This is a genomic window from Mucisphaera sp., from assembly GCF_965279675.1.
GTDB lineage: Bacteria > Planctomycetota > Phycisphaerae > Phycisphaerales > Phycisphaeraceae > Mucisphaera.
Map to the genome: position 1 here is coordinate 2,418,689 of NZ_CBDIIJ010000002.1, position 23,464 is coordinate 2,442,152.

Below are 23,464 nucleotides of genomic sequence, written 5' to 3' on the forward strand. Positions count from 1 at the left end.
GGAGGCGGCGGTCTTGGTGTGATGGGCGACGTGTGGGAGGCGTTAGCCGCCTGAGTCGAGTTCGGCGGCTTCACGGGCGCGGTCGACGAAGTTGCCGATGGCTCCGCGTGAGGCGGTGACGTCGACGGTTCCGGCGTCGAGGATGAGGTAGAAGCGTGCGCCGAAGCGTCGGAAGCGTCCGGTGTTGAGGTCGCCATCGTCCAGGCGGTAGTCGATGGTTCGGAGGGCGAGTAGGTCGGGGCTGTCCCCACCGAAGTGGACGCCTATGGCGGCGGTGACGCTGCCGACGTCTCGGGTTTCGGAGTCCCAGTCGCCGCCCAGGGGTGTGGGGCGTTGCCAAGTGTTGGCGTCGACATAGGGGAGGAGTTCTGAGGGTGGGTTGCCGGTGTTTCCGTCGGAGGGCCAGTCGCCGTGTTCGGCGTGGTAGAGGTCCATGGCTCTGGCGAAGTGGTTGAGTGTGGTGATGAAGGCGGTAGTGTTGGCGTGGTTGCTGGCAGTTGAGACGCGTGGGACGGCGATGGCCGTGACGACCGCAAGGATCGCGAGGACGAGCACGAGCTCGATCAGGGAAAAGGCACGCTTCTGCATGGGGTTGTTATCGGTCGTTGGTTGGGCGTGAATGAGTGGGGTTTCTGGCGGGTGTTGTGTCTGGCGCGGTTGTGCGTGTTGTTCAGGCTTCGTTCTCGTGGTGGATGAGTCTTTGGCAGGGTGAGACGAGGCAGAGGCCACCGGCCTCCTGCAGGATGGGTTGGGCGGCGGCGGTGATGGGTTCGACGAGGTCGTCGGGGACGGCGACGAGGAGGTAGGCGTTGCTGGAGGCCCCGCTGAGTTCGTCGGCGGCCTGGGGTCCGCGGCCGCCAAGGCCGGAGACGTTGTGGATGAGTGTCCATCCTGTGGCTCCGGCCTTCTCGATCTTTCGGATGAGTTGCTGGAGGTGGGTGGAGCCGACGACGATTTCGATGCGTTGGTTGTTTTTCATCATCAGAAGGACTCGATGATCCAGAGGTACATGGGGATGCCGATGGCGATGTTGAAGGGGAAGGTGATGCCGAGTGAGAGGGGGAGGTAGAGGCTGGCGTTGGCGTTGGGCAGTGCGAGCCGTAGGGCGGCGGGGACGGCGATGTAGCTGGCGCTTCCCCAGAGGACGGCCATGAGGAGGGTGTCGCCGTCGGAGAAGCCGAGGGCCTTGCTGAGGCTGATGCCGATGACGGCTTGTATGGCGGGCATGGCGATGGCGAAGAGGATGAGGAAGGGTCCGAAGCGTCCGAGGTCTCTGAGGCGTTGGGCGGCAATGAGTCCCATGTCGAGCAGGAAGAGGCAGAGGAGGCCGTAGAAGGGCTCGTCCATGAAGGGTTTGATTTTGGCGTAGCCGTTGTCGCCGGTGACGTAGCCGATGAGGAGGCTGCCGAGGAGGATCAGGACGGCGGAATTGAGGAAGGCTTCGTGTCCGAGCTTGCCCCAGGGCATGGGCTGGGGGTTGGTGCGGTTCTGGCTGAGTCTGGCGATGAGGACGCCGACGATGATGGCGGGTGATTCCATGAGTGCCATGGCGGCGACCATGTATCCGCCGTAGGGAATCTGTGAGGCGTCGAGGAAGCTGGTGGCGGTGATGAAGGTGACGGCGCTGATGGAGCCGTAGCAGGCGGCGACGGCGGCGGCGTTGATGGGATCGAGTTTGAAGCGGAGGACGGCGTAGCTGATGAGGGGGACGAGGATGCTGCCGAGCACGGCGATGGCGAGGATGAGGGTGATGCCGGCGGTGATGCCCGACCGGGCGAGTTCGACCCCGCCGTGGAGTCCGATGGCCATGAGGAGGTAGATGGAGAGTCCACGGGCGATGGGGGTTGGGATGTTGAGGTCGGAGCGGATGAGGGTGGCGATGACGCCAAGGAGGAAGAAGAGAATCGCTGGCGAGGTCAGGTTTTCGATGACCGGGCTGGGGTTCAAAGCGGTTCTCCGGGCCTTTGGAGGGGCCACTTTAGTGGGATGGGGTGGATCGTGCGGGGCGGCGGCTGGCGGTGGTCGGGTGTGCTAGACTCCGGGGCTCGGCGGTGCGGGTTGGTTTGGGCCCGGAGTTGTTTGTTACCTAAACAGGATGGATGACGTGAAGCAGCAGACGAAGGCGATTCATGACGGTGTGTATCAGGATCAGACGTGGCGTTCGGTGACGACGCCTATCTATCCGTCGTCGACGTTTGCGTTTGAGCGGATCGGTGAGCATCCGACCTTTGACTACACGCGGTCGGGGAACCCGACGCGGGCGGGTCTGGAGGAGAATCTGGCGGGGCTCGAGGGAGGGACGGTGGCGTTGGCGACATCGACGGGGATGTCGGCGATTGCGACGCTGATGTTTCTGTTTGAGTCGGGTGATCACATCGTGGCGGGGAATGATATTTACGGCGGGACGTATCGGCTGTTTGATGCGGTGATGCCGCGGATGGGGATCAACTTCACGTTTGTGGATATGCGGGATGCGGATGCGGTGCGTGCGGCGATCCGTCCGGAGACGAAGTGTCTGTGGATCGAGACGCCTAGTAACCCGTTGCTGAACATCGTGGATATCGAGGCGATGGTTGGGCTTGCCAAAGAGAAGGGTTTGCTGACGATCGCGGACAATACGTTTATGTCGCCGGTGTTTCAGCGGCCTTTGGATCTGGGCGTGGACATCGTGATGCACTCGACGACGAAGTACATCAATGGCCACAGTGATGTGGTGGGTGGGGCGATCATCGCGAAGGACCCGGAGCTGGGTGCGAAGGTGCGGGATGCGGGGAACGCGATCGGGACGGCGTGTTCACCTTTCGATGCATTTCTGGTGCTGCGTGGGATCAAGACGCTGCCGGTTCGGATGAAGGTGCACGAGCAGAACGCGATGGAGCTGGCGAGGTGGCTGGAGGCTCATCCGAAGGTGGGCAAGGTTTATTACCCGGGGCTGGCGAGTCACCCGCAGCGGGCGTTGATTCAGAAGCAGATGCTGGGCAACGGCGGGATGCTGGCTTTCGAGCTGGACGCAGAGGAATCGCAGCTGACGAAGTTTTACGGGGCTCTTGAGCTGCTGTTGCTGGCGGAGTCGCTGGGCGGGGTGGAATCGCTGATTGAGCAGCCGTGGTCGATGAGTCATGCGTCGATGGGCCCTGAGGGGCTGGCGGCTTCGGGTTTAACGCCTCAGACCGTGCGTATCAGCGTGGGGTTGGAGGCGGTGGAGGACCTGAAGGCGGACCTGGAGCGGGGCTTTGCGGCGATTGGGTAGGACTGGCCAGGTGGTTCGAAAGATTGAGGTCTGGGGGCCCTGGCAGCTTGGCTGGCGGGGTGTGTCGGCTATGATTGTGTACGGATCGTTTCGTATTTTTCGGTTGCTTTTTGTGCGCGTCGTACCTGAGGAGGCTTTGTGATGAGCGGTGTGTTTGTTGATCGGATCGAGATGCAGAATCGGTTGTTTGCTGAGCTGTCCTCGATGTTTGGTCAGGAGGTGCCGCTTTATGACAAGTCGCTGCTGGTGAATCTGGTTTGTAATCGAGCGGTGTGTGCGCTTCTGGGCGAGCGGTATGAGGGGTTGTCGCTGAGTGATGCGGACATCGAGCGGACGAGTGGGGAGCGTCACGGGGCGATTCGAATCGGGCGGCCGGACGAGTATCGGTGGATCGGTCGGTTCTTCGGTGTGTTCGCGATGGAGCCACACAATTTTTATGACATGACGGCTCTGGGGGCGAAGAGTCAGCCGGTGATCTCGACGGCCTTTCGTTCTGCGGTGAATCCCGAGCACCGAGTGTTCTCGTCGCTGTTGATGACGGACTATTTCGATGCGGAGACGCAGGCTCGGGTGGAGAAGCTGCTGTCGGGTCGTCAGGTGTTTTCGGATCGGGCGAAGGCGTTGATCGAGAAGTCGGAGCGGCAGGGCGGGCTTGACCGCGAGGATGCGGATGCGCTGATTGCGGAAGGGACGGAGCGGATCTTCAAGTGGATGGGGACGGCTAGGGATCACGGGCTTTACAAGGATCTGTGTAAGGGTGGCTTTAAGATCGCGGCGGATGTGGCGTGTTTCAATTCGCATCATCTGAATCACCTGACGCCTAATACGTTCTGCATGGATCTGTACACGGCGGCGATGCGACATGCCCTGGGTGAACACGATCGGGCGGGTTTTGTGGCTCGGGCGGAGCGGGCGCTGGAGCAGCTGCTGGTGGATGCGGATCGGGATTATCTGGTGCTGCACTTCAAGCATCTGGCGAAGACGGAGATTGATGGCTTTGACGAGAAGGTGGTTGCGGAGGGGGCTGTGGAGCGGATCGCTGCGGCGTTGGCGGATCGGCTGGCAGAGGCTGACCTGGATCTATCGGGGTTGGATCACTCGGGCTTCAAGGATTACACGGAGGGGCCGGCGGTGGGGGTGCCGGTGCTGCTTCGGCAGGATGCCTACAAGGCGTTGACGGAGGCGGTGTCGTTCGCGAATGAGGATGGGACGACGACGGAGACAGAGCACACGGCTCGGTTCGGTGAGATCGAGCAGCGTTTTTATTCGACGACGCCGGCTGGTCGTGAGCTTTATGACCGGTGTCTGGCGAAGCATGAGAAGACGCGGGCCGAGCGGCCGAACCTGGTGAAGGAGGACTATCCGACTTATCAGGCGGCTCAGGCTGAGGCGTTTTCGGCGTTTCCGCGGAAGCTGTCGGAGCTGCTCGCGCGTGGGTTGGTGTACGGGAAGTACGAGCCGACGGCGGCGGGGCTGGCGGCGGCGGGTACGCTGGAGCAGACGGACCTGATGTCGCTGGCGGCGGCGGGCTACGTTCGGATCGATGGGCTACGGTATGAGGATTTTCTGCCGTTCAGTGCGGCGGGGATCTTCGCGAGCAATTTGAATCAGTACGGGACGGCCTCGACTTCGACCGAGCGGCGCACGTATCAGCAGTCGGACTTGGAGGAGATTCTGGGTCGGCCGATCATCGATGTCAACGTGGCTTATCGCGGGATCGAGGCGAAGTCGAAGCTGGATACGTACGAGCGGCTCGGGCTGATCGAGCGGCTGGACGCGGCGGTGCTGGCGGAGCTTCGTGAGGCGGCGGCGGGGGCGCCTGAGGGTCTGGACCTGATGGCGGTTTAGGGGCCAGGCGTATTCTTCTGGTGAGTCGCGATGCCTTGGAGATGTCTGGTTCTGTGGGCACGCAGCGTGCCCCCAGCCACCCCTGACATTTGTGAACACGGCGAATGTTTGCCTCAGTACTTATCCGGCTCATCGTCGGCTAAGTATTGAGGGTGATGGGCTGCTGCAGCGCTGCGCCGTTGGATTCGATGATGGTTTTGTACCAGTGGGCAGAGGTTTTGGGGGTTCGTTGGAGGGTTTGGTAGTCGATGTGGATCAGGCCGAAGCGCTGGTGGTAGCCTTCGGCCCACTCGAAGTTGTCCATGAGGGACCAGTGGAAGTAGCCGCGGATGTCGATGCCTTCGTTGATGGCGTCGAGGAGTCGGCCGAGGTACCTGCGGGTGAGGTCGATCCGCTGGGGGTCGTGGACGTTGCCGTCTAGGTCAACCCAGTCGTGTCCTGACATGCCGTTTTCGGTGATGACGATGGGGAGCTTGTAGCGCTCGTGGAGGAGTTTGGGTCCCCAGTAGAGGCAGTTTTCATCGACGGGCCAGCCGAACTTGGTTTCCGGGTAGCCAGCGGGGCGGTCTTCGTTGTCGTTGTCGTCGATGGGGTAGCCGCTATAGATGTTGGCGCCGTAGAAGTCGAGGGGTTGGTGGATGATTTTGAGGTCGTCATGGGTGATGCGGGGCAGATCCTCGGCAAAGACTTTGAGGGCGTCTTCGGGGCAGTGTCCGAGGACAGCGGGGTCGGAGTAGAGGGTGTTGCTCCAGTAGGTTTTCTGTTTGGTGGCGAACATGGCTTCGCGGGCGCGATCGAGGTGTTGGGGGTTGTTGTTTCTGGGGTAGCGGACGACGCCTACGGGTGCCCAGCCGATGGTGGGTGGGGTTTTGGCGTGTTCGCGGATGACGCTGACGGCGTGGCCGTGTGCCATGAGGGCGTGGTGGCCGGCGGTGAGGACGTCTCGCCAGGGGAGCTTGAGCCCCGGGGCGTGGGTGCCGTTCTCGTGGCCGAGGCCGATGAAGCACTGGGGCTCGTTGAGTGTCATCCAGTGCTGGACGCGGTCGGAGAGACGGTCGACGATGACGCGGGTGTAATCTCTGAACCATTCGGGGCTTTTGGGGTTGAGCCAGCCGCCTCGGTCGTAGAGTGCGAGGGGGTAGTCCCAGTGGAAGAGGGTGGCCCAGGGCTGGATGCCGTTTTCGAGGAGGGCGTCGACGAGTCGGTCGTAGAAGGCGAGGCCTTTTTCGTTGGTGGCGCCTGTGTTCGGGCATGACGCGTGGCCAGCTGATGGAGAAGCGGTAGCCCTTGAGGCCGATGTCTTTCATCAGGGCGACGTCTTCGTCGAGGCGGTTGTAGTGGTCGCAGGCGGTGTCGCCGGTGTGTCCGTCGCGGACCTTCCCAGGCCATCGGCACATACGGTCCCAGACGCTTGGGCCTTTGCCATCGGTGTTGTGAGCGCCTTCGATCTGGAAGGAGGCTGTGGCTGCTCCCCAGCAGAAATCGTCTCTAAAGGGCATCTTTGGTCTCCGCATTGCTTTTGGTGTTGGGCCCGCGCAGGGCGGGTCGCCCATCCTAGTGAGGATTGGTGTGCGATGCGGATGTGATGTGATGTGATGTGATGTTGCCTCAGGCGGCCCGGCGGGTTTTGCGGTCGAGCAGGTGGTCGTAGATCCGGATGACCTTCTGCATGCGCTGGTCGAAGGTGAAGTGGTTTTCGATGCGCTGGCGACCTGCCAGGGCGAGTTGCTGGCGGGCGTTGTCGTCTTCGAGCAGGTTGGCGATGGGCTGGATCCAGTTGGTGACGGGGCCGGCGAGCAGGCGGCCGGCGTTGCCATGATCGAGGAGGTCCGGGACCCCGCCTACGGGTGTGGCGGCGACGGCGGTGGATCGGGCCATGGCTTCGAGGAGGGCGTTGGGTAGGCCTTCCTTGTCGCTTGGCAGGAGGACGAGGTCGGCGGCTTCGAGGAGGGCGGCTGTCTGGTTGAGCCAGCCGTGGAAGACAACGCGGTCGGTGACGCCGAGGGTGGCTGCCTGGTCCTGGAGTTCGGCGCGGAGCGGACCGTCGCCTGCGAGGTGGAGTTCGGCGTCGATCTGTTTCTTCTGTAGTTCGTAGAGGAGGGCGATGGCGCGGTCGATGCGTTTCTCGCCTGAGAGGCGGGCGGAGACTGCAATGACCTTGCGGTTGGGGTCGATGCCCAGGGCTTGCCTGGCTTGTGCGGTTGTCTGTGTTCGCTGGTTGGCCTGATGGTCGATGCCGTTGGGGACGTAGGTGAGGTGGTTGTCGTTGACACCTGCTTGTCGGGCGGCATCGGCGAGGTCGGGGCTGACGACGAGGACGTGGTGATAGCCTCTGAGGCACTGCCGGCCGACTTCGTAGAGCACCTGGGCTTTGCGGTCGGCGTGGACGTAACCGTGGAGGGTGGAGACGAGGCGCATGGGGAGCACGCCTTTGAGCATGAGGCCGATGGCCTCGCTTTTGTAGTCGTGGGCGTGCCAGATCCGGACTTCGAGGTCGTGGCAGAGCTGGGCGAGTCTGAATGCGGTGCCGACGTCGAGGGCACCGCGGTCGGGAATGGTGAAGACGGGTGCGTGGCGTTGGCGGGCGCGTTCGAGGATGGGCTGGATGCCGTCGTGATCGGGCGGGTGGATGTAGGCGATGGCGGCGCGGTAGCCGGCGGCCTTGAGGTGTTTGATGGAGTGGAGGATGGTTTTGTCGGGACCGCCGCCTCGGTCGGCAAGGACGCGGACGTGCAGGACGGTGGGTCGGAGGGAGAGCTTCATGGCATGACCTGTGGTTGTGGGTTAGAGCATGAAGCCGGGGCAGGTGGCGCAGGCGTTGTTTTCGGCGTCTTTGTCGGAGAGCTTCTTCGTGAAACTGCGTCTGGCTGCTCGGTATTGCGCTCCGTTCCAGACTTTGGCGAAGCCGTGCTCGAAGACATTGCCCATGTCCTCGGCGGGGTCGAAGGACCCGCAGCAGGTGACGACTTCGCCGTCCCAGTTGATGACGGATTGCCGCCAGGGCCAGTCGCAGTTGAAGATCTTGGAGCCGTTGAAGCTATCGGCGTCGAGGGGTTTGCCGTCGAGGAGGTCGCGGTAGGGTTCGAGGGCGTACTCGTCTTCTTCGGGCAGCCATTTCTGGATGTGCGAGCGGATTCGCTGTTCGAGGACGTCTTCGGCGAGGCCGAGGGGGACGAGCTGCTTGTCCTGGTTCTGGAAGCGGATGTTGAGGGAGGGGGTGCTGAAGACGGCTTTGCAGCCGAGTTCATCGGCGAGTTTCTGGAAGGCGTCGCGCTCGTGTTGGTTGTATTTGGTGACGACGAAGTTGAGCTGGATGTGGGGTGTTTTGGAGCCCATGGCGTCGCGGGTTTTGAGGATGTGCTTGAGTTTGGCGAGTGTGTCGTCGAAGCTTTTGCCGGGCTGGTAGATGGCGAAGGTTTCCTGGGTGGCTCCGTGGAGCGAGCAGGTCATGAGGTCGAGGCCGGACTCGACGAGTCGGGTGGCCTGGTCCTTGGTTTCGCCTTTGCGGGGGTCGATCTTGAAGGCGTGGAGGTTGGAGCTGATGTAGGTCCAGATACCGCGGTCGTGGGCGTAGCTGATCATGTCGTAGATGTCGGGGACGATGAGGGGGTCTCCCCACATGGAGAGGTCGAGCGCGTGGAGGTGCCACTTGAGTTCGTCGATGAGCTTCTTGTAGTTGGCGGTGTCCATCTTGCCTTTGGGGCGGCCTTCGAGGCCGATGCCGGTGGGGCAGAGCTGGCATTTGGTGTTGCAGATGTTGGTGGACTCGATCTTCATGGCGTAGGGGCGTCCCCAGACGGTTTCCGTCTTGAAGTAGAACTGGACGTTGACCGCGGCCATGTTGATGAGTTTGGCGAAGGTGTAGTAGCGATGGTTGCGGTAGAGGTGGTAGACGCCTTTGGCGGCGATATCGATGGCGGCGCCTACGGCGGCGAGGCCGCGCCAGGTTTTGTTCAGGCGTCGTCGCCAGCTTCCGGTGCGCTTGACGATGCGTGCGAGTCCGGCGTCGAGATCGATGGCGATGGCAGTCATCGTGATTAAGCTCCACGCAGCCGGAGTCCGGCTGGCAGGGGTTGATGGCTCGTGGGTTTGGGGCCGGGGACGAGCCAGGGTTCGGGTTCGTTGCCTGGCGTGAGTTCTTCGGGTTCGGTCTGTTGCAGCCGGTTTCGCAATGCGGTGGGCACGACGGCTCCGAGGACGATAAGCAGCCATGCGAACTCGAAGACTTCAAGGGAGAGGAAGACCCCGCCGACGAGGAAGGTGACGAGGCTGGTCTGGAGCCCGATGCAGACGAGGGCTGATTGCCTGAGGTCGTTCTGGACGTCCGGGTCGAGTTCCTTCTGATTCTTCAGGGTTCGGGTGGCCTGTTTGGCGACGGAGCCGAGGTTGTAGAAGGCGATGCCGACGATGGTGAGGTAGAGTGCAAGCGCGGGGATGCCGGAGTCTGCTGATATCTGCAGGTACTGGTTGTGGACGGTTCGGTTGGGGTTCTGGGTTCCGTAGTTCTGGATGAGCAGCGGCGAGTTGCGGATACCTGTGCCGAGGATGGGGTGGTCCATGGTGATGGCCCATGCGGCGGACCAGGTGACGAAGCGGGACTGGGCGGAGGGATCGGTGTCGTAGTGCTGCGCGGAGAGGAATTCCTGGCGGATCTCGGGGCCTGCGAGGACGGCCATCGCAACGACGAGGATCACTGCTCCGCCGGCGGCCTGCCAGCGGGGTGTGTGGCGGCAGGCAAGCCAGAGCAGGCCGGCACAGCCGGCGACCATGGCCCCTCGGGAGTAGCTGAGCATGGTGGCGTGGATCATGAAGAGGCCGGCGGCGGCTGCGGCGATGCGCAGCCAGAGTCGGCCGGGCCCGCCTGCCCCCATAGCGAAGGCGTAGGCGATGGGGATGCCCATGGCCATCATGAGCCCGGCGCCGTTGTTATCCAGACCTGCGTAGCCGCGATGGAAGATGTCCATGCGGTAGCCTTCGAAGAGGTACTGGTAGTTGAAGGTGTAGGCGACGTAGCCGACGCCAACCATGATCATGAGTGCCATCGCACGGATCTGCCAGAGACGTTCGATGACGAGCATGGCGAGGACGGCGACGAGGAGGACTTTGGCGTATTCCATGCCCCAGACGCGGGCGCTGTGGGTGTCGTAGGCGGTGAGCGTGCTGAGCAGCAGGCAGATGGAGAAGCCCATGAGTGCGATCAGGACGGGTGTCAGGCGGATGCGCTTGAACAGGCCGGAGAGGTGCAAGAACACAGACAGGAACAGGAGGCAGGCGGCGACGAGCGACCAGCGGACCTCCATGGGCAGGGCCCAGTTCCAGAGGGCCTGGGGGCGCATGACGGCGAGGCCGTAGTAGAGCAGCAGCGGCCAGAACGGCGAGATCATGGCGCCGATGGTGGTCAGGAGGACCAGCGTGCTGAGGAGGAGGAACTGCTTCACGACGGCCTTTCGGGTCCGCGGGGCGATTGGGAGAGCCTGGGCGCAGGCTTTCCGCTACAGACCGGATCGTCGGCACGATCGGGGCAGGCCTTAAGGTCCGATTCGCTGGAAAGCTGCGGGGTTTGGCGGGGCTGATTACCGGCCTGTGGCTGTGTCTGTCGACGGCGAGTCGGGGTTAGGTCGATTCAGGAGGGGTAAGGACCCTTGCCTGTGACGAAGCTATCAGCGACCGACGCTCGAAATGATCTGTTTTGTGATGAGCCTTCACTGGCCCAGCGGTTTCGGTGGCTGGGGACGCGGGCTTTGCTGCGACCGTTGGTGCGTTGGCGTCCGATCGAGGCTCCGCTGCTGGGGTACACGCTCGTGATGGGTGCGACGCGTGGTTTGATGCCTTTGATCGATCTGCATCTGCGCTTGATCGAGCGTCAGGACCGGACGGGGCTGGAAGAGATACTAGTGGTAGTGGATGGGCCCTTGCAGGGTGTTCGCGATGAGGTGACGGGGTTGCGGGAGCGGTGGTCTCACTTGCCGGTGCGATTTGTGGGTTACGGGCTGTTTCAGAGCTTGGTGCTGGATGCGATCGGCTGGTCGAAGTGCTACTCGTGGGCGTCCTGGACGATTGGGCTGTCGAAAGTTCGGAGTCGGCATGTGCTGCTGCATGATTTCGATGCGTTCCTGCTAGAGCCGGATTTTCTCAGGCAGCGGCATCAGTTGATTCGAGGTCTGGATGCGGTTTTTTTAGGTGTGGAGCGTTACAGGCACCCGCCTGTGCTGGCGTCGGATGGTTTGGTGGGTACGTGGGAGATGATGCTGGATGCGGCCTGGGTGCGTCGTCGGGCCAGGCCGATTGATGTGTTCAATGTTCGCAGCGAGGTGGGTGGTCGTCGTGTGGATCTCGATACGTTTCATGCCTTGCAGGCTCGGGCCGGGGCTGTGTTTGAGCCGGCTTCGGTCGGTGCTTTGGTTCATGCGACGCAGATGATCTGTCAGGCCGGTCAGGTTGAGCGGCAGGGGGGCTGTGTGGCACCTCGAAATATGACGACGCCTCTTATTCCTTATCTGTACGAGGCGGCGGGGCAATCTGGTGCGATGAAGCGCGCGGTGATCGAGGATCGCTCGATCTATCTGCTTGGTCAGCGGGTTGGACTGGCGCAGCTCACGCGTGATCGGGTCCATGGTCTGCGGACGATGGCTTCGGCAATCGATCGGGTGCTTGTTGGGAAGCTGCGTCCTGAGGCTGAGGCGTATTTCGATCGGCTGGACGCGGTGGCGGTGGCTAATGAGTCGAACGGTGGCTCTGATCTGAAGGCGGCGGCTTGAGGAGTCTGCGATGACGATGATGGCTTCGGAGCCGGGTGTCGGGAGAAAGTCGGTAGCGACGGCTGGTCGTTTGCCGAGTTTTCTGATTGTTGGCGCGGCGAAGTCGGGAACGACAACGCTCTGGCATCTGCTGCGTCAGCATCCCGAGGTGTACGTGCCTGCGGTGAAGGAGCCGTGGTTTTTTTCGCATCACTACGAGCGAGGCCTGGGGTGGTACGAGGGTCTGTTTGACGGGGCGGTCGGTGAGAAGGCGCTGGGTGAGGCGTCGGTGACGTACACGATGCGGGAGAGTTATCCGCGGGTGGCGGAGCGCATCGCAAGGGACCTGCCGTACGTGAAGCTGATCTATCTGGTGAGGCATCCGCTTGAGCAGATCGAGTCGATGTATCTGCAGCGGCGGAAGGTATCGGGGCATCGGATGCCGCATGATTTCAATCGAGCGATTCGGGAGCGGCCGGCGCTGGTAGATGGGGCCTGTTATGCGCGGCAGTGGGGTGTGTATGCCGGGTTGTTTTCGGCTGAGCAGATGCTGCCGGTGTTGTTTGAGGATCTGAAAGCGGACCCGCATGGGACGCTGGCTCGAGTGCTGGATTTCATTGGTGTCGATTCTGGTTTTGAGCCGGAGGATCGTCGGGTTCGTAATGTGTCTTCGGGGCACACGGTGGACACACATGCGGCGTCGTGGCTTCGGCGGATGCCGGGTTTCCGGTGGGTGGCGGATCGGTCGCCTCGGTCGGTGATTCGGATAGCTAGGGGGGTCCTGAAGCGGCCTATCACTGAGCGTCCGGGTTGGACGCGGGAGACGCTGGCTCGGGTTCTAGGTGAGGTGCGTCCTGAGGCTGATCGGATGCTTGCGATCCTCGGGAAGCCAGCGGCTACTTGGGATCTCTCGGAGCGGGCGGTGCGGGTGGCTGAACGATAGATAGTTGGCCGGGTCTGGCGTGGCGACTGCCAGAATCTGGCAAGCACGGTTATGGTTCTGGCCGCGTGGCGGCCGTGCCATCAGCTGGTGGGTTAAGCGGTGATGGAGGCTTTGGCTTCGGCGAGTTCGAAGAGGGCGTCGCAGGCGTATTTGACTTCCTGGTTGGAGAGGAAGGGGCCGAAGCTCAGGCGTGTGGTTCCGCCCAGGTCGTGGGTGCCGACGGTGGCATGGGCGAGGGGAGCGCAGTGGATGCCGGAGCGGGTGAGAATGCCAAAGCGTTCTTCGAGGTCGTTGGAGAGGTCGACGGGGCTGACGTAGCCGTCGATGCGGATGCTGAAGACCCCGCAGCGGTTGGCGACGCCGGGCGGTCCGTAGAGGTGGACGCCTGCGGACTCGGCAGAGGTGAGCCCTTCGAGCATGACTTTGACGAGTCCCTGTTCGTGGGCCCAGAGCTTGTCGATGCCTTTACTGAGGATCCAGCCGACACCCTCGGAGAGACCGATGAGGCCGATGGCGTTGTGGCTGCCGGGCTCGTACTTGTCGGGCATGAAATCGGGTTGGACGTCGAGTTCGGAGACGGAGCCGGTGCCGCCTTCGCGGACGGTCTGGAGCTGTTTCTCGAGGCCGGGTCGGATGTAGAGCCCGCCGGTGCCGAGCGGGCCAAGGAGGCCTTTGTGTCCGGGGAAGGCGAGGAGGTCAATGCAGTCGCGCTGGACGTCGATGGGGAGGTGGCCGATGGTCTGTGCGGCGTCAACGAGCAGGGGAACGGCCATCTCGCGACAGACTTTGCCGATCTCGGCGATTGGCTGGACGGTGCCGGTGACGTTGGAGCCGTGGACAACGGCGACGAGTCGGGTGTTCTTTTGGATGGCTTGGCGGATGTCGTCAGGATCGACAACGCCTGAGGTGGGATCGCATTCGACGCGGGTCTGTTCGACGCCGGCGTCATCGACGAGTTTGTTGAGGGGGCGGAGGACGGAGTTGTGGTCCATCCATGTAGTGACGACGTGGTCGCCTGGGCGGACGAGCCCACGGATACCGAGGTTGAGGGCGTCGGAGGTGTTGAGGGTGAAGATGACGTGGTTCGGGTTTTCGCCGTGGATGAGCTGGTTGATGCGCTCGCGGCAGAGGTTGAGCAGGGCTCCGGCTTCCTGGGCTTCGGTGTAGGCGCCTCGGCCGGGGCTGGCGCCGATCTCGGTGGCGAAGCGGGTCATGGCTTCGGCGACCGCGGGTGGCTTGGGGAAGCTCGTGGCGGCGTTGTCCATGTAAATGCGTTGGTTCACGGGTAGACCTCCGGAGAGATTCTAGGGTGAACGGCGGGGGATTCCATCCTGTGTTGACCCTTGTGCCCGTTGGCGGGAGGATTCTGCGATGCGAAATCTCTTTCTGATAGCCATGGCTTTGGTGATGGCGGGCTGTGAGGCGGGGGGGGGGCGTGGTGGCTCGGTGATCGGGGTGGGTGGGGATCGTGAGGCGGTGGGTGCGTCGTCGGTGGTGGTTTACCTGGGGGCAGAGCGGCTGAGTCGGGAGGATCTGTATGAGGCGATGCCGCCTTCGGCCTGGGCTGCGGCATTGGCGGATCGGGTGGTTCGTCGGGGGATTGAGCGGCGGCTGACCGCTCGGGGGCTTGAGGTGAACGACGAGGATCTGGAGGCGGAACGAGAGCTGCTGATGCGGCAGTTGAGTCCCGATCCGGATGAGGCGGCGCGGCTGGTGCGGGAGCTTCGGCGGCGTGAGGGTTTGGACCTGGTGGCGTTCGAGGCGGTGCTGGAGCGATCTGCGGGTTTGCGGAAGCTGGTGGCCTCGGAGGTGGTGGTGGATGAAGCGGCGATTGAGCGGGCTTATGAGCTTCGGTATGGACCTCGGGTTCAGGCGAGATTGATCGTGGTGGACGAGTTGGCAACGGCTTCGGAGGTGCTGCGTCGGCTGGGTGAGGATGCATCGTTCGGGGCGTTGGCGGCGGAGCTGTCGACGGATCCTTCGGCGGTGCGGGGTGGGTTGCTGGAGCCGCTCAGTCCGTTGGATCCGACGTTGCCTGAGGCGATCCGCGCGGGTCTGCGGGGTTTGGCGGAGCGGCCGGCGGGGTTGTCGGACATCCTGGCGCTGGAGACGGGGTATGCGGTCTTGCGGTATGAGCGGACGGTGGAGCCGGATGAGCGGCCGCTTTCGGAGGTGCGTGATGATCTCGCGCGTGAGGTGCGGGCTCGTGCGGAGTCGCTGCGTATGCGGGAGCTGGCACGGGTCATCCTGAGTGAGGCGGATGTGACGGTGCTCGACCCGAGGTTGTCGGATGCGTGGCAGGAGAGGCGTCGGGCGACGTCGGCGACGGGTCTTCTAGAACGCTGAGGCGACCGGTTGCGATGACGGTGGACTCGGCGACCGATGATTACAATCGGGGATTATCTGATGGAGATGGATTGATATGGATATTCAGCCGGCGGCTCGGATCGATCGTTTGCCGCCTTACATTTTGGGGCAGCTCAAGACGCTGATTTATGAACGTCGGAAGGCTGGCGGGGATGTGATTGACCTCAACATGGGGAATCCTTCGGATGCGCCGCCGGACCCGGTGGTGGAGAAGATTCGTGAGGCGGTGCTGGACCCGCGTAACTCGCGGTACTCGGCATCGGCGGGGATCTACAACCTGCGTCGTGACATGGCGCAGAAGTACGAGCGCAAGTGGGGCGTGGAGCTGGACCCTGAGACCGAGGTGATCGCGACGATCGGGTCGAAGGAGGGTTTCAGTCACATGTGTCTGGCGCTGTTGGGTGCGGGTGATATCGCGGTGGTGGCGGACCCGGCGTTTCAGATTCACACGTATGCGGTGGTGTTGGCGGGTGGGTCGACGGTGACGGTTCCGCTTGGGAATGACGATGCGTTTCTGGAGCGGATCGATCAGGTGCTGGATACGCTGACGCCTCAGCCGAAGGTGGTGATCCTCAACTACCCGCACAACCCGACGACATTGACAGTTGATCCGGATTTCTTCGACAAGGTGGTGGAACTGGCGGCGCGGCATCAGGTGATGGTGCTTCACGACTTTGCGTATGGGGAGACGGCATATGACGATTACACGCCGCCTAGCTATTTGCAGGCAGCGGGTGCGAAGGCGTATGGCGTTGAGTTTTCGACGCTGTCGAAGCCCTACAACATGGCGGGGTGGCGGATCGGTTTCTGTTGCGGGCACCCGCAGATGATCAAGGCGTTGTCGACGATCAAGGGGTACTACGACTACGGGATTTTCCAGGCGGTGCAGATTGCTGCGATCATCGCGATGCGTGAGGGGGATGCGCACATCGAGAAGCAGAACGAGGTGTATGGTAAGCGTCGTGAGGTGCTGGCGTCGGGTCTGAAGAAGATGGGCTGGGAGGTGGAGCTGCCCCGGGCGACGATGTTCGTTTGGGCGAAGGTGAACCCGGAGCACCTGGCGGCTTACGGCGGATCGACGAATGAGCTGTGCCTGGCGATGGTGGATCAGGCGGAGGTCGCGATGACACCTGGCGCGGCGTTTGGTCCGCGGGGTGAGGGGTATGTGCGGTTGGCGCTGGTTGAGAACGAGCAGCGGATCCGTCAGGCGCTTCGGCAGATGTCTCGGGTGCTGATGCCTGCTGCGGTCGGGTCGTGAGTTTGTTTGGTCAGGCGGCGCTGGGTTGGTTGACGTCGGTGGGGGTTGATGTGGTCTGTTCGCGGAGTTGGGCGAGCAGGCGGCCATAGACCGGCGGCTTCCTGGTGGTCTCGGTGGGGGTGGGCTGGGGTTGGCTGGTCGCGTCGGCGAGGGGGTGTTTGGGTGTGACCTGCTCGACGGTTGTTTCTTCGAAGGCGGTCGGTGGCTCGGCCTGGGTTTTGGGCTGCCAGGCCTCGATGGATTGAGCGGTTGGCGGGGTGAGGCTGAGCTGGTCGATCGGGGCTGGGCGTGACTCGAGTTTGATGATGGCGCTGCTGAGTTCGGCGGTGTGGCGGTCCTGGAGGTCGAGTCGGCGGGCGAGCTGCTGGGTGGTGCGTTCGGAGGCCGCGAGTTGCTCGGTGAGGATGCCGAGGGCCTGCTTGAAGGCGTCGTTGTCGGTCATGCGCCGCTGCTTCTCGTGGGTGAGGCTCTTTTCGAGCTCGGTGATGGTCTGCTCGGCCTTCTGGAGTCGCTGGCGGAGGTGATCGATGGAGCTGGCGTTGTGCTTGTGGAGTTCTTCGCGGGCTTCCAGGCGTTCCTGCGCGGCTTTGAGAAGTCGGGCGCCGAGTCGGACACGTTCTTCCACGCGTTCGCTGGTCATGGGTCCGGTTGGGGTTTGGCTGGTGGGCGTCATGTCTGTCCTGAACTTTTTGGTTGTTTGGCCTCCCTAGTCATCGACCGTGGCGTGGTGTGGCTGCAAAAACCTGTGTGTGGGCTTATTCTCAGTCCATGCGTGTTCAAGACATGATGAAGGTGCTCGACGGGCTAGCCCCTGAGACTCTGGCTGAGCCCTGGGATCAGGTGGGGCTGCATGTCGGGTCGGTTTCGGCGCGGGTGCGGAAGGTCTTGTTGTGTATTGATCTGACAGAAGCGGTGCTGGATGAGGCCAAGCGGGTGCGTGCGGACATGGTGGTGGCGTACCACCCGCCACTGTTCAAACCACTGGCTCGTTTGACAGATGAGACGGGGAAGGGGGGGCTGATCTGGCGGGCGGCGCGCCAGGGGATTTCGGTCTACAGCCCGCATACGGCGCTGGATGCGGCGGAGCAGGGGGTGAACGATCACCTGGTCAGCTTGATCGGGCCCGGGCGGGTTCGGCCGATCTCGTCGCGTCCGGCGGGGGCGGAGCGGCAGGTCAAGCTGGTGATGTTTGTGCCTAAGGCGCAGGAGAACCGTGTTCGCAACGCGTTGTCGAGCATCGGGGTGGGGGTGATCGGTGATTATGAAGCGTGTTCGTTCGTGACGGAGGGGCATGGGACGTTCCGGGGGCTGCCGAGCACGAATCCAGCGGTGGGTCGGGCGGGGGAGTTAGAGCGTGTGGCGGAGTTGCGGCTGGAGATGGTGCTGCCGAAGCGGTTGGTCGAGGCGGCGGTGGGGCTGCTGCGGTCGGTTCATCCGTATGAGGAGCCGGCGTTTGATCTGATCGCGCTTGAGGAGCCGCCTGAGACGCCGGCGACCTCGGGGCAGGGGCGGATTCTGGAGCTTCGGCGGGTGATGCCCTTCGGCAAGCTCGTGGAACGGCTGAAGAAGGGGCTCAAGCAGGACTATCTGAAGGTGCATCGGCCTGGGAAGGCGGGGGTTCGGCGGATCGGGCTGTGTGCCGGCGCGGGAGCGAGCCTGCTTGGGGAGGCTGGGGACATCGATGTCTTTTTCACGGGAGAGATGCGGCATCACGACGCTCTGGAGGCTGTTGAGAGGGGGGTGGGGCTGATTCTGGCCGGGCACACGCAGACTGAGCGGTGCTATCTGCCGGTCTACCGGAAGCGGATCGTCAAGGCGGCTGGCGGGGCGGTTGAGGTGGTGGTGAGCAAGGCGGACCGGCCGCCTGTGGAGGTGATCTGAGCCGTTGGGGGCGATTTGGCGTCGCAGGCGGGCTGGTGTATTCTTTGGGGCTCGAATATTTGATCACCGTCGTCCCGGTCTTCCGGGGCTACAACCAGGACGGAGCTTTGAGATGGCAGATTTCCGATCGTTTACCCCGGGTGCCCGTGTTCAGGTGACCGCCAAGTCGTCGAACGGCACGACCTATGTCGACTACAAGCGGAGCGAAGATCTTCGCCGGTTCCTGACGCCTAACGGCAAGATCCAGTCTCGGAAGAAGACGGGTCTGACGGCACGCGAGCAGCGTCTGCTGGCTCAGGCGATCAAGCGGGCCCGCTTCATGGGTCTGCTGCCGTTCACGAGTGCGACGCTGTAAGACCGTGGCCAATTAAATTGCCCCCCCCCGCTCAGGCCCGCTGTGCTCCACCAAGCACGCGGGCCTGCTTTTTTTGGTGAGGTGGTTCCTATACTCCGGCCATGCCAAGTGACCGACCAGCGACGCCGATGATTTCGATCCGTGGGGCGAAAGAGCACAACCTCAAGCATGTGGATTTGGATATCCCGCGTGATCAGCTGGTGGTGATTACGGGGTTGTCGGGTTCGGGCAAGTCGACGCTGGCTTTCGACACGGTGTATGCCGAGGGTCAGCGAAAGTACATGGAGTCGCTGTCGGCGTATGCGCGGCAGTTTCTGGATCAGCTTCAGAAGCCGGATGTCGAGTCGATCGAGGGATTGCCGCCAACGATCGCGATCGAGCAGCGGTCGGCGTCGCACAACCCGCGCTCGACGGTGGCGACGACGACGGAGATTTATGACTACCTCCGTTTGTTGCTGGCCAGGGCGGGTGAGGCGCGGTGCTGGCATCGGGACTCGGAGGATGAGCCGGCGTGCGGGCATCCGATCGCGATGCAGTCGGCGACGCAGATTGTGGATCACGCGATGTCGCTGGACGAGGGCACGAAGCTGATGGCGCTGGCGCCGGTGATCCGGGGCAAGAAGGGTCAGCACAAGGAGGTGTTTGCCAGTCTGCTTCGGCAGGGTTTCGTGCGGGCGCGGGTGGATGGCGAGGTCATGGATCTGCGGGAGGTGGTGGAGTCGAAGTCGGGGACGCCTTTCACGACGAAGGTGTCGCGGTATCAGGCACACAGCATCGATGCGGTGGTGGACCGGATTGTGATCCGGCGTGGGGATGAGGAGGCCGAGTCGTCGACGCGGACACGGCTGGCGGATTCGATTGAGCTGAGTCTGGGGCTGGCAGAGGGGCTGGTGATCCTGGCGGTGGCCGACTCGGAAGCCGAGGGCGGCTGGGAGGATCGGTTGTTCAGCGAGAAGCATGCCTGCCCGATTCATCCGGAGTGTTCGCTGGAGGCGTTGGAGCCGCGGCTGTTCTCGTTTAACTCGCCTTACGGAGCGTGCCCGACGTGCAATGGTCTTGGCAACATCCTGGAGTTCGATCCGGACCTGATTGTGGTGGACCCGTCGCTGGGCTTGAGCACGGGTGCGATCGAGCCGTGGCGGAAGAACGGCGTGCGGATGAACATCTACTACGCGCGCACCATCCGGCGGTTCTGCAAGGACTTTGGGGTCGATCCGGAGACGCCCTTCAACAAGCTGCCGAAGGCGATCCAGCGGATTGTGATGGAGGGGACGACGGCGAAGGACGAGGCGAAGTACGGGACGCATTTCGAGGGGGTGGTTCCGAACCTTCAGCGGCGGTGGGAGACGACGGACTCGGAGTTTGTGAAGGCGCGGCTGCACGGGTATCAGTCGGAGAAGCCGTGCCAGACCTGCCGGGGCGGACGGCTGCGGACCGAGGCGATGCACGTGTTTCTGTCGGCCGAGGAAGCGGCGGGGCCTTTCGGGATCGACGAGAACACGTTCATGAATCCCGGCGACCCCCCCGCCCCCCCGGACCCCCCAGTCAAGCCCAGGCGATTGGTCAACATCCAGGACGTGGTCTCGATGACCATCGATGAGGCGGCCGAGTTCTTCGAACACCTGATCCTGACCAAGGAACAGGCGGCGATCGCGGAGCCGATCCTCAAGGAGATCCGGGCGCGGCTGGGGTTCATGATGTCGGTGGGTTTGGACTACCTGTCGCTGTCGCGGAACACGGGCTCGCTGTCGGGCGGGGAGTCGCAGCGGATACGGCTGGCGACGCAGGTTGGGTCGGGGTTGGTGGGGTGCTGCTATGTGCTGGATGAGCCGACGATCGGGCTGCATCAGCGGGACAACGATCGGCTGATCGCGACGCTACGGCGGCTGACGTCGATCGGCAACACGGTGCTGGTGGTGGAGCACGATGAGGACACGATCCGTGCGGCGGATCGGCTGATCGACATTGGGCCGGGACCCGGGCGGCATGGCGGGCGCGTGGTGAGTCAGGGAACGCCCGACGAGGTGGCTTCGGACCCGGATTCGCTGACGGGGCAGTTTCTTTCGGGGGTGCGTGAGATCCCGGTGCCCGAGGAGCGGCGGGTGCTCTCGGAGAAGGATGCGATCACGGTGGTCGGGGCGGCGGAGAACAACCTGCGGTCGGTGGATGCGGTGTTCCCGTTGGGCGGTCTGGTGGTGGTGACCGGCGTGTCGGGCTCGGGTAAGTCGACGCTGGTGAATCAGATCTTTCTGAAGGCGGTCAAGCGTGAGGTGCTGGGCTCGAAGGACAAGCCCGGTCTGCACAAGCGGATCAAGGGGGCCGGGTCGATCGATCGGATCATCGAGGTGGATCAGAGCCCGATCGGCCGGACGCCGCGGTCGAACCCGGCGACTTATACCGGGGTGTTTGATCTGATCCGGAGTCTGTTTACGAAGACGCGCGAAGCCAAGGCGCGGGGTTACAAGCCGGGTCGGTTCTCCTTCAACGTCAAGGGGGGGCGGTGCGAGGCGTGTCAGGGTCAGGGCGTTAAGCGGATCGAGATGCACTTCCTGCCGGACGTGTTCGTGCCGTGTGAGACCTGCAAGGGCTCGCGGTACAACCGGGAGACGCTGGAGATCAAGTATCGGGGCAAGCACATCGCGGATGTGCTGGATATGACGGTGGAGGATGCGCTCGGGTTCTTCGATGCGTTCCCGGACGTGAAGCGGCTGCTAACGGCGTTGAACGATGTAGGGCTGAGTTACCTGCAACTGGGGCAGGCTTCGACGACGCTGTCGGGCGGGGAGGCGCAGCGGGTGAAGCTGGCAACCGAGCTCGGCAAGCGTGCGAGCGGGCACACGCTTTATGTGCTGGACGAGCCGACGACCGGCCTGCATTTTGCGGATGTGGAGCGGTTGCTCGCGGTGCTTCAGCGGCTGGCGGACGCGGGGCACACGGTGCTGGTGATCGAGCACAACCTGGACGTCATCAAGACGGCGGACTGGATCATCGACCTCGGGCCGGAGGGCGGCAGCGGGGGCGGGACGATCGTGGCGAAGGGCACGCCCGAGGAGGTGGCGGAGAATCCTGAGAGCTACACAGGGAGGTACCTAGCGAAGGTGCTGTATGGCGAGGCGGTAGGGGTTTAGCTGCAGCATCTCCCCGTCGCGCGAGACCATTCGGCTTCAGACCGGCTGCGGGTAAGTCCCATTGGCTTTATCTATATAAAATCTAAAATACCTGTATATCCGTTCATTGTCGGCGGTAGCAACTGAGGCTGGCATGTGGGTAACGTTCCATGGTTGGTTGCAGGAAGGGAGCTAGGGATGAACCGCTCGGTCTTGGTGGTTGCTGTGATCTGGCTGGTGCTGGGTGGCATTTCCCCGGTTTGTGCGGTGGACCGAGTGCTGACGCCGGTGGCTGACGGGACGATTGCTTACAACGGCGTGGGCTCCAACAGCACCTCGTCGGTGATGCAGACGGAGTACTCGGAGGGGACCCGCTATCTGTATGGGGCTCGGCGGATCCTGATGAAGTTTGATACGCGTTGGTCTTCGGGCTACTTCCTTCGGCGCGCCAAGTTGTTTGTGTATGGCGGGTCTAACTCGGGCTCATCGCCGGTTCACGCTTATCACTATTCGGAGGATGGTTATACAGAGGCGTCGATGCCATTCCCCATTGACTTTCGCAGCCGTTATCTCGCCAGCACCACAGTGTCGCCTTGGGCTGGGCCCGGGTATCCGGGACAGTGGTATGCGATGGATATCGGTTCATCTCTGGGCACTTTCGATGCTGATGGGTACCTGTCGATCAGCCTCCGCAACGGCAATTCGGCCTTCGGTAACAGCGTGAGCTTTGTGACGCGCAACAGCCAGACCTGGAACGGGACCAAGGGGTTTGAGCCATTCATCGTGTTTGGTGCTTATGGTGATGTGGTGACGCTGAATCCCGATTTCAGGGATGGCCTGGACAGCTGGGTGGTCAGTTCGGGAGGGGGTACGGCGTCGCTGGTGCCGAATCCGTATGAACCTGATGACGATCAGCTTCTGTCGATGGTGGCGGGATCCTCGGTGTCGGTCTCCCAAGTGGTGGATACGCCCGCTGAGGTGTTCTACCTGCTGTTCGACTACGAGCATCGGGTCGCGGGTGGTGCGCTGGACCTGACGCTGACGGATCGTGACGGGCGGACGCTGGTGCTCGATCGCCTGGCCCCTGAGGGCATCCTGAAGTCGGGTGGCCTGCGTCGCGGGGTCGTGTGTATCGATGATCCCAGCTGGCTGGGGCTGGATCATGTGGCGCTCGATCTGACGTTTGATGGCGAGACCGGGGCGGAGGTCTGGCTGGACAACATCCGCTTTGCCGACGTGGTTCCGGCCCCCAGTGGCGGGCAGGCGATCCTGTTGGCGGGGCTACTCTTGGCTGGCTGGGAAGGCAGGCGATGTCGTGCTAAAGTGATGGGTCTAAGGAGCTGACCCTGATGCCGACTTTTCGCTGCACGATCATCACGCCGGAGAAGCAGGTTTTCGACGAGCAGGTGGCTTACGCCTCGATCCCGCTGCATGACGGCAAGCTGGGTGTGATGAAGGATCGGGCCCCGCTTCTGGCGGAATTGGGGCCGGATACGCTCCGGGTGGACCTGGAGAAGGGGGGCTCGAAGGCGTTTTCGATCCGCGGGGGTTTCGCTCAGGTTCAGGACGATGTGCTGACGGTGTTGACGCCTGAGGCGAGCGAACTGGACTAAGCGGGTCCGGATCGGCCTTAATTGTGCGGAAAATGGCTGGGTGGGGTGGTCTATTCCGGTCTCATCCGTTTCTGACCCGATAGCCTGTTAGAAGGATATCGGAGG

Annotated in this window: 19 protein-coding genes and 1 pseudogene; 11 read left to right on the forward strand and 9 right to left on the reverse strand. The window is 62.9% G+C overall.

Annotation, left to right across the window (positions count from 1 at the left end):
• Positions 1-42: 42 nt before the first annotated feature.
• The 3 genes from ACQZAB_RS10380 to ACQZAB_RS10390 form a co-directional block, all read right to left on the reverse strand.
• Positions 43-588 carry a type II secretion system protein gene (locus ACQZAB_RS10380; protein ID WP_428389444.1) on the reverse strand — a complete coding sequence of 182 codons (546 nt, stop codon included), beginning with the start codon at positions 586-588 and terminating at the stop codon, positions 43-45.
• A gap of 82 nt (positions 589-670) precedes the next feature.
• A complete protein-coding gene (locus ACQZAB_RS10385) occupies positions 671-982 on the reverse strand; it encodes a P-II family nitrogen regulator (protein ID WP_428389445.1) in 312 nt (103 codons plus the stop codon).
• Positions 982-1,947 carry a sodium-dependent bicarbonate transport family permease gene (locus ACQZAB_RS10390; RefSeq protein WP_428389446.1) on the reverse strand — a complete coding sequence of 322 codons (966 nt, stop codon included), beginning with the start codon at positions 1,945-1,947 and terminating at the stop codon, positions 982-984. Before ACQZAB_RS10390 ends, ACQZAB_RS10385 begins: the two co-directional genes overlap by 1 nt.
• Before the next feature lie 148 nt (positions 1,948-2,095).
• On the opposite strand from ACQZAB_RS10390, the gene ACQZAB_RS10395 reads away from it, so the two are divergent.
• Together ACQZAB_RS10395 and ACQZAB_RS10400 are read left to right on the forward strand one after the other, a co-directional pair.
• Positions 2,096-3,250 (forward strand): trans-sulfuration enzyme family protein, encoded by a 1,155-nt coding sequence (locus ACQZAB_RS10395; protein ID WP_428389447.1) that lies wholly within the window; start codon positions 2,096-2,098, stop codon positions 3,248-3,250.
• A gap of 141 nt (positions 3,251-3,391) precedes the next feature.
• Positions 3,392-5,098: a 2-oxoadipate dioxygenase/decarboxylase family protein gene (locus ACQZAB_RS10400; RefSeq protein ID WP_428389448.1), complete on the forward strand. Its 1,707-nt coding sequence runs from the start codon at positions 3,392-3,394 to the stop codon at positions 5,096-5,098.
• Positions 5,099-5,237: 139 nt separating this feature from the next.
• On the opposite strand, the pseudogene ACQZAB_RS10405 reads toward ACQZAB_RS10400, so the two are convergent.
• From ACQZAB_RS10405 to ACQZAB_RS10420, 4 genes and pseudogenes are all read right to left on the reverse strand, one after another.
• A pseudogene (locus tag ACQZAB_RS10405) lies at positions 5,238-6,651 on the reverse strand (GH1 family beta-glucosidase).
• 55 nt (positions 6,652-6,706) lie between these two features.
• Complete coding sequence (locus ACQZAB_RS10410; protein WP_428389449.1) at positions 6,707-7,861, reverse strand: glycosyltransferase family 4 protein; 1,155 nt, start codon at positions 7,859-7,861, stop codon at positions 6,707-6,709.
• Between the two features lie 21 nt (positions 7,862-7,882).
• Positions 7,883-9,130: a radical SAM/SPASM domain-containing protein gene (locus ACQZAB_RS10415; protein WP_428389450.1), complete on the reverse strand. Its 1,248-nt coding sequence runs from the start codon at positions 9,128-9,130 to the stop codon at positions 7,883-7,885.
• Between the two features lie 5 nt (positions 9,131-9,135).
• On the reverse strand, positions 9,136-10,536 hold the full coding sequence (locus ACQZAB_RS10420) for an O-antigen ligase family protein (RefSeq protein ID WP_428389451.1): 1,401 nt from the start codon (positions 10,534-10,536) through the stop codon (positions 9,136-9,138).
• Between the two features lie 210 nt (positions 10,537-10,746).
• On the opposite strand from ACQZAB_RS10420, the gene ACQZAB_RS10425 reads away from it, so the two are divergent.
• Both ACQZAB_RS10425 and ACQZAB_RS10430 read left to right on the forward strand, forming a co-directional pair.
• Complete coding sequence (locus ACQZAB_RS10425; RefSeq protein ID WP_428389452.1) at positions 10,747-11,856, forward strand: hypothetical protein; 1,110 nt, start codon at positions 10,747-10,749, stop codon at positions 11,854-11,856.
• A gap of 10 nt (positions 11,857-11,866) precedes the next feature.
• Complete coding sequence (locus ACQZAB_RS10430) at positions 11,867-12,778, forward strand: sulfotransferase (protein WP_428389453.1); 912 nt, start codon at positions 11,867-11,869, stop codon at positions 12,776-12,778.
• A gap of 92 nt (positions 12,779-12,870) precedes the next feature.
• Here ACQZAB_RS10430 and ACQZAB_RS10435 read toward each other — a convergent pair whose 3' ends face one another.
• A complete protein-coding gene (locus tag ACQZAB_RS10435; protein ID WP_428389454.1) occupies positions 12,871-14,061 on the reverse strand; it encodes an aminotransferase class V-fold PLP-dependent enzyme in 1,191 nt (396 codons plus the stop codon).
• Between the two features lie 88 nt (positions 14,062-14,149).
• Here ACQZAB_RS10435 and ACQZAB_RS10440 point away from each other — a divergent pair, with 88 nt between their 5' ends.
• On the forward strand, positions 14,150-15,124 hold the full coding sequence (locus ACQZAB_RS10440) for a peptidylprolyl isomerase (protein WP_428389455.1): 975 nt from the start codon (positions 14,150-14,152) through the stop codon (positions 15,122-15,124).
• A gap of 76 nt (positions 15,125-15,200) precedes the next feature.
• Positions 15,201-16,403, forward strand: a complete 1,203-nt coding sequence (locus tag ACQZAB_RS10445; protein ID WP_428389456.1) for an aminotransferase class I/II-fold pyridoxal phosphate-dependent enzyme — start codon at positions 15,201-15,203, stop codon at positions 16,401-16,403.
• A gap of 10 nt (positions 16,404-16,413) precedes the next feature.
• Here ACQZAB_RS10445 and ACQZAB_RS10450 read toward each other — a convergent pair whose 3' ends face one another.
• Positions 16,414-17,076 (reverse strand): hypothetical protein, encoded by a 663-nt coding sequence (locus ACQZAB_RS10450; protein ID WP_428389457.1) that lies wholly within the window; start codon positions 17,074-17,076, stop codon positions 16,414-16,416.
• A 95-nt stretch (positions 17,077-17,171) separates the two neighbouring features.
• On the opposite strand from ACQZAB_RS10450, the gene ACQZAB_RS10455 reads away from it, so the two are divergent.
• From ACQZAB_RS10455 to ACQZAB_RS10475, 5 genes are all read left to right on the forward strand, one after another.
• Entirely contained in the window at positions 17,172-18,284 is a 1,113-nt protein-coding gene (locus ACQZAB_RS10455; protein ID WP_428389458.1) for a Nif3-like dinuclear metal center hexameric protein, read from the forward strand.
• A 112-nt stretch (positions 18,285-18,396) separates the two neighbouring features.
• Positions 18,397-18,639, forward strand: a complete 243-nt coding sequence (gene rpsR, locus ACQZAB_RS10460; protein ID WP_428389459.1) for a 30S ribosomal protein S18 — start codon at positions 18,397-18,399, stop codon at positions 18,637-18,639.
• Positions 18,640-18,740: 101 nt separating this feature from the next.
• Positions 18,741-21,767, forward strand: coding sequence for an excinuclease ABC subunit UvrA (gene uvrA, locus ACQZAB_RS10465; RefSeq protein ID WP_428389460.1), 3,027 nt, complete (start codon positions 18,741-18,743; stop codon positions 21,765-21,767).
• 177 nt (positions 21,768-21,944) lie between these two features.
• The gene (locus ACQZAB_RS10470) at positions 21,945-23,090 is read left to right on the forward strand and encodes a hypothetical protein (RefSeq protein ID WP_428389461.1); all 1,146 of its coding nucleotides are present in this window, start codon (positions 21,945-21,947) and stop codon (positions 23,088-23,090) included.
• A 5-nt stretch (positions 23,091-23,095) separates the two neighbouring features.
• The gene (locus ACQZAB_RS10475) at positions 23,096-23,359 is read left to right on the forward strand and encodes a F0F1 ATP synthase subunit epsilon (RefSeq protein ID WP_428389462.1); all 264 of its coding nucleotides are present in this window, start codon (positions 23,096-23,098) and stop codon (positions 23,357-23,359) included.
• Positions 23,360-23,464 lie beyond the last annotated feature (105 nt).